The 4,900-nt window shown below is 63.8% G+C and carries 7 protein-coding genes and 1 pseudogene; 7 read left to right on the top strand and 1 reads right to left on the bottom strand.

Annotated elements, in window-relative coordinates; genetic code table 11:
- Positions 1-12 precede the first annotated feature (12 nt).
- The 6 genes from aztA to EOA28_RS24875 all read left to right on the top strand — a co-directional run bounded on the left by aztA (position 13) and on the right by EOA28_RS24875 (position 4,095).
- Positions 13-831: a zinc ABC transporter ATP-binding protein AztA gene (gene aztA, locus EOA28_RS24900; protein ID WP_127249978.1), complete on the top strand. Its 819-nt coding sequence runs from the start codon at positions 13-15 to the stop codon at positions 829-831.
- The gene (aztB, locus tag EOA28_RS24895; protein ID WP_127249979.1) at positions 831-1,706 is read left to right on the top strand and encodes a zinc ABC transporter permease AztB; all 876 of its coding nucleotides are present in this window, start codon (positions 831-833) and stop codon (positions 1,704-1,706) included. Before aztA ends, aztB begins: the two co-directional genes overlap by 1 nt.
- Before the next feature lie 29 nt (positions 1,707-1,735).
- Complete coding sequence (aztC, locus tag EOA28_RS24890; RefSeq protein ID WP_127386280.1) at positions 1,736-2,677, top strand: zinc ABC transporter substrate-binding protein AztC; 942 nt, start codon at positions 1,736-1,738, stop codon at positions 2,675-2,677.
- Positions 2,678-2,800: 123 nt separating this feature from the next.
- Positions 2,801-3,223 (top strand): YeeE/YedE thiosulfate transporter family protein, encoded by a 423-nt coding sequence (locus EOA28_RS24885; RefSeq protein ID WP_128315391.1) that lies wholly within the window; start codon positions 2,801-2,803, stop codon positions 3,221-3,223.
- A gap of 3 nt (positions 3,224-3,226) precedes the next feature.
- Entirely contained in the window at positions 3,227-3,664 is a 438-nt protein-coding gene (locus EOA28_RS24880; RefSeq protein WP_127249982.1) for a DUF6691 family protein, read from the top strand.
- A gap of 92 nt (positions 3,665-3,756) precedes the next feature.
- Positions 3,757-4,095, top strand: coding sequence for a TIGR01244 family sulfur transferase (locus tag EOA28_RS24875; RefSeq protein ID WP_127249983.1), 339 nt, complete (start codon positions 3,757-3,759; stop codon positions 4,093-4,095).
- On the opposite strand, the gene EOA28_RS24870 is transcribed toward EOA28_RS24875, so the two are convergent.
- Complete coding sequence (locus EOA28_RS24870; protein WP_042646286.1) at positions 4,092-4,559, bottom strand: Lrp/AsnC family transcriptional regulator; 468 nt, start codon at positions 4,557-4,559, stop codon at positions 4,092-4,094. The genes EOA28_RS24875 and EOA28_RS24870 overlap by 4 nt on opposite strands.
- 138 nt (positions 4,560-4,697) lie before the next feature.
- Here EOA28_RS24870 and EOA28_RS24865 point away from each other — a divergent pair.
- Positions 4,698-4,900 (top strand): annotated as a pseudogene (locus EOA28_RS24865) (4-hydroxyphenylpyruvate dioxygenase); the annotation flags it as partial.

Below are 4,900 nucleotides of genomic sequence, written 5' to 3'. Positions count from 1 at the left end.
GACCGACGCCTGATGACCAATGCCTGCCTGACCTTCCGCGACCTGACGCTCGGCTATGGCAGCCATCCGGCGATCCATCATCTGAACGGCGTCGTCCGCAAAGGCTCGTTGACCGCGGTGGTCGGCGCCAATGGCTCGGGCAAGTCGACGCTGATGAAGGGCATCGTGGGCGTGCTGAAGCCGATGGAAGGCGCCGTGGTCCGCATGCCGGGCGTCCGCACCGCCTACCTGCCGCAGCAGTCGGAGCTCGACCGCTCCTTTCCGGCGCGCGTCGTCGATCTGATCTCGCTCGGCCTGTGGCCTAAGCGCGGGATGCTTGGCCGCTATACGAAAGAGGATCGCGAGTCGGTCAGCAAGGCATTGATGGCGGTCGGGCTCGGCGGCTTCGAGAGGCGGCCGATCGACACGCTGTCCGGCGGCCAGCTGCAGCGCACGCTGTTTGCCCGCGTGCTTTTGCAGGACGCCGACCTCATCCTGCTCGACGAGCCTTTTAATGCGGTCGACGCCAAGACCGTCGGCGATCTCATCCAATTGATAAAGCGCTGGCATGGCGAGGAGCGCACGATCATGGTCGTGGTGCATGACCTCGATCTGGTGCAGCAGAATTTCCCGGAAACGCTGCTGCTGGCTCGCCAGCCAGTGGCCTGGGGGGACACAAAGGAAACGCTGCGGCCGGAAAACCTGCTCAAGGCACGGCGCTTCCACGAGGCCTGGGAAGAGAATGCGCCCTGGTGCGAGCCGAGCGAGCATGATCACGCCCATGACCATGGGCACGACCATCAGGATCATGCGCATGATCACCGGCACGGCTCCGGACCGGGGGCGGCGTGATGGAATTTTTCTACGGCTTGTTCATCGCGCCCTTCGCCGATTTCGCCTTCATGCAGCGGGCGCTGTTCGGCTCGCTGATGCTGTCGCTCGGCGCCTGCCCGGTCGGCGTTTTCCTGATGCTCAGGCGCATGAGCCTGTCGGGCGACGCCATGGCGCATGCCATCCTGCCGGGTGCGGCCGCCGGCTTCCTGCTCTACGGGCTCGAGATCCTGCCGATGACGGTCGGAGGGCTGATCGCCGGCATCATCGTGGCGCTTGGCGCGGGAGCCGTGTCGCGCTTTACCATCCAGCGCGAGGACGCCTCGATGGCGGCCTTCTATCTGATCTCGCTTGCGGTCGGCGTGCTGATGGTGTCGATCCGCGGCTCCAGCGTCGACCTCATGCATGTGCTGTTCGGCACGGTGCTGGCGCTCAACAATGAGGCGCTGATCCTGATCGGCGGCATCGTGGCAGTGACGCTCGCCTGCCTCGCCATCTTCTGGCGCGCGCTGGTCGCCGAATGCCTCGATCCGCTGTTCCTGCGCTCGGTGAGCCGCATGGGCAGCCCAGTGCATTTCATCTTCCTAGGCCTTGTCGTGCTCAACCTCGTCGGCGGCTTCCAGGCCCTGGGCACGCTGCTCTCGGTCGGGCTGATGATGCTGCCGGCCGCTGCCGCCCGCTTCTGGACGGTGCGCGTGGAACCGATGTGCGCGCTCGCCGTGCTGATCGGCTTTGCCTCCTGCATCGCCGGGTTGCTTCTATCCTACCACGCTTCGCTGCCTTCCGGCCCGGCGATCATCCTTTCGGCTGGCGTCGTCTATTTCTGCTCGATCCTGTTCGGCACGCGTGGCGTATTGCGCGCCCGCATCGTGCATCACCGCCACCGCACCGCCTGACCAATCCCCAAGCAAGGAGACTGTCCCCAATGCTGAAATCCTTCCGTGCCGCGCTGACGTTGAGTGTTATAACATTAAGCGCCGTCGCGACCTCTTCCGCCTTCGCGGCGCCGCTCAAGGTCGTGGCGAGCTTCACCGTGATTGCCGATTTCGCCAAGAATGTCGGCGGCGACCGGGTCAACATCACCACCATCGTCGGGCCGGACGGCGACGCGCATGTCTATGAGCCGACCCCGGCCGACGCCGTGGCGATGGCAGGCGCCGACGTCGTGCTGGTCAACGGCCTGCATTTCGAAGGTTTCCTGCAGCGCCTTGTCGATGCGAGCGCCACCAAGGCCGCGATCGTGACGCTGACCAAGGGGGTCACGCCGATCGACTTCAAGCCGGAATTCGCCGACGCGGATGCCGCCGAAGGCGCCGGCACAGGCGGCGGCAAGACCGTCACCGATCCGCATGCGTTCCAGTCGATCGCCAATGCCAAGATCTATGTGAAGAACATCGCCGAGGCGTTCTGCGCGGCCGACAGCGAAGGCTGCGACAGCTACAAAGCCAACGCCGCCGCCTACACCACCAAACTCGATGCGCTGGAAGGCGAAGTGAAGGCGGCGATCCAGTCGATCCCGGAGGCGAAGCGCGTGGTCATCACCTCGCATGACGCCTTCGGCTATTTCGAGCATGAATACGGCCTGACCTTCCTGGCGCCGCAGGGCATCTCGACCGATTCCGAGCCTTCCGCGGCCGACGTCGCCAAGCTCGTCGAACAGGTGAAGCAGGACAAGGCTGCGGCGATCTTCGTGGAAAACATCACCAATCCGCGGCTGATCGAGCAGATTGCCGGCGAGACCGGCATCAAGGTCGGCGGCACGCTCTATTCGGACGCGCTGTCGGGGTCGGATGGCCCGGCCTCGACCTATATCGACATGATGCACAACAACATCACGCAGATCAAAGGCGCGATCCTCGGCAGTTGAGCCGGGCTAGTCGGCGAAACGGCAAACGCCGCCTTTCCAGCCGGACATTTCCGGCTGGATTCCCATGCGAAAATGTCTATCTGCTGAATGAGCATCTCCTGATCGAAGCGGATTGGCCTTTCCATGACCGACTTCACGCCTTTCCAGTCTCTGCTTGGCGGAGCCCTGATCGGGCTGTCTGCCGTGCTGCTGATGGCATTGCATGGCCGCATTGCGGGAATGACCGGGATCCTGACCGGCTTTATCCCGCCAGTGTCCGCCGACTGGAAGTGGCGCGCTGCCTTTCTCGCCGGCGCGATCGGCGCGCCGTTGCTGATCCAGCTCGCCGGCAAGGACATCGAGTTCAATGTGCCGGTACCGACGCTGGCCCTTGTCGTCGGCGGCTTTCTCGTCGGTGTCGGCGTGCATTTCGGTGGCGGTTGTCCGAGCGGGCACGGCATTTGCGGCATCGCGCGACTGTCACCGCGCTCGTTCGTCGCCGTTGCGACCTTCATGGCCACCGCCATCGTCACCGTTTTTGTCACCCGTCATGTGATTGGAGGCTGAACCATGAGCAAGCTCGCCTCGGCCTTCCTGATCGGCGGACTTTTCGGTTTGGGCATCGCTGTGTCCGGCATGATCAATCCGGCGAAGGTGCTGAATTTCTTCGACATCGCCGGAACCTGGGACCCTAGCCTGATCTTCGTGATGGGCGGCGGCCTGGCCATTGCCTTTGCCGGTTACCGCTTCATTTTCGCCCGACGCAAGAGGCCGGTATTCGAAACGGCTTTCGCCTTGCCGGGCAGGAAGGACATCGACAGCCAACTCGTCGGGGGCGCCGCGTTGTTCGGCATCGGCTGGGGCATTGCGGGCTTTTGCCCAGGCGGCGCCATTCCGGCGCTCGGCCTTGGCCGCGCGGAGACGCTGATCTTCGTCCTCGCGATGGTGGCGGGCATCGCGGTGGGGCGCTTGGCCAGGACCCGGCTTGCCCGCCTGGCGACCACATAGGAAATCTCCACCGCAGTTAGTTGCCCGCCGGTCCGGGGAGTGGCAGAACTGCACCCAAGCCAACAGGCGCCTAGGATTGCGAGGACGATATCATGGAATACCGCCAGATCAGCGACGACTATTCGGTCTCCGGCCAGATCCAGCCGCAGGACATCGCCGCCATCAAGGACGCCGGCTTCAAGAGCGTGATCTGCAACCGGCCGGATGACGAGCAGCCTGGCCAGCCTACTGCCGACAGCGTCAAGGCCGCGGCCGAGGCGGCGGGGCTGGCGTTCCGCTACATTCCGGTCATCAGCGGCCAGATCACCATGGACAATGTCGAGGACCAGGCCGCCGCGCTCGACGAGCTCGAAGGGCCGGTCTTCGCCTATTGCCGCTCGGGCGCGCGCTGCACCAATCTTTACGGCCTGATCCAGCAGCAGCGGGGTTAAATCGGCAGCGCGCCGGTTTCCTTGAGCGTCTCCAGCACGATAGCCGTCTTCACGTGCTGCACGGATTCATGCGGCAGCAGAACGCCGTTGACGAACTCCGACAGTGATTTGAGATCGGGCGTCACCACCTTCAGGATGTAATCCATCTCGCCGGTCAGCGCGTGCGCCTCCTGCACTTCGGGCAGTCGCGCCACCAGTTCGCCGAAGCGGCGGGCATTGTCGCGGTTGTGGGTGGCCAAGGTCACCGAGATCACGTTGACCAGCGAAAAGCCGAGACGATCGCGGTCGAGCACGGCGCGGTAGCCCTTGATGTAGCCATCGTCCTCCAGCCGCTGGCGGCGGCGCGAGCATTGCGAGGGCGACAGGTTCACGCGCTCCGAAAGATCGTTGTTGGTGTATCGCGCGTCGTCCTGCAGAAGCGCCATTATCTTGCGGTCAAACTGATCAAGGCGCGCATCATCCATACGTATTCCTCCAATCATGCACAATTTGGGCACATGATGCGCATTATGGGCGACTGAATGCAAGCACCGTGCGGCGACTCCGCGCTATCCTGATGAAAGATGGCCAAGCCCGGCCAAAACAGCTTTCGGAGGACTGCCATGGGCCCCTTCCCGCACGACGCACCGCCCGCGAAAATCAGCAAGCAAAATCCCGCCGGCACCGACGGTTTCGAATTCGTCGAATTCGCGCATCCCGAGCCCGCCAATCTTGCCGAGCTGTTCACCCGCATGGGCTATACCGCGGTGGCCAAGCACCGGACCAAGGACATCACCGTCTGGCGTCAGGGCGACATCAACTATGT

This window comes from Mesorhizobium sp. M2A.F.Ca.ET.067.02.1.1, from assembly GCF_004023285.1.
Taxonomy (GTDB): Bacteria; Pseudomonadota; Alphaproteobacteria; order Rhizobiales; family Rhizobiaceae; genus Mesorhizobium.
Note: the sequence above shows the minus strand (reverse complement) of the source record. Positions and strands in the feature narration are given on the sequence as shown.

What these genes read in the sequence shown, in the direction of transcription:
- aztA (WP_127249978.1), top strand. Translation starts at nt 13, where the DNA reads ATGACCAATGCCTGCCTGACCTTCCGCGACCTGACGCTCGGCTATGGC.
- aztB (WP_127249979.1), top strand. Translation starts at nt 831, where the DNA reads ATGGAATTTTTCTACGGCTTGTTCATCGCGCCCTTCGCCGATTTCGCC.
- aztC (WP_127386280.1), top strand. Translation starts at nt 1,736, where the DNA reads ATGCTGAAATCCTTCCGTGCCGCGCTGACGTTGAGTGTTATAACATTA.
- EOA28_RS24885 (WP_128315391.1), top strand. Translation starts at nt 2,801, where the DNA reads ATGACCGACTTCACGCCTTTCCAGTCTCTGCTTGGCGGAGCCCTGATC.
- EOA28_RS24880 (WP_127249982.1), top strand. Translation starts at nt 3,227, where the DNA reads ATGAGCAAGCTCGCCTCGGCCTTCCTGATCGGCGGACTTTTCGGTTTG.
- EOA28_RS24875 (WP_127249983.1), top strand. Translation starts at nt 3,757, where the DNA reads ATGGAATACCGCCAGATCAGCGACGACTATTCGGTCTCCGGCCAGATC.
- EOA28_RS24870 (WP_042646286.1), bottom strand. Translation starts at nt 4,559, where the DNA reads ATGGATGATGCGCGCCTTGATCAGTTTGACCGCAAGATAATGGCGCTT.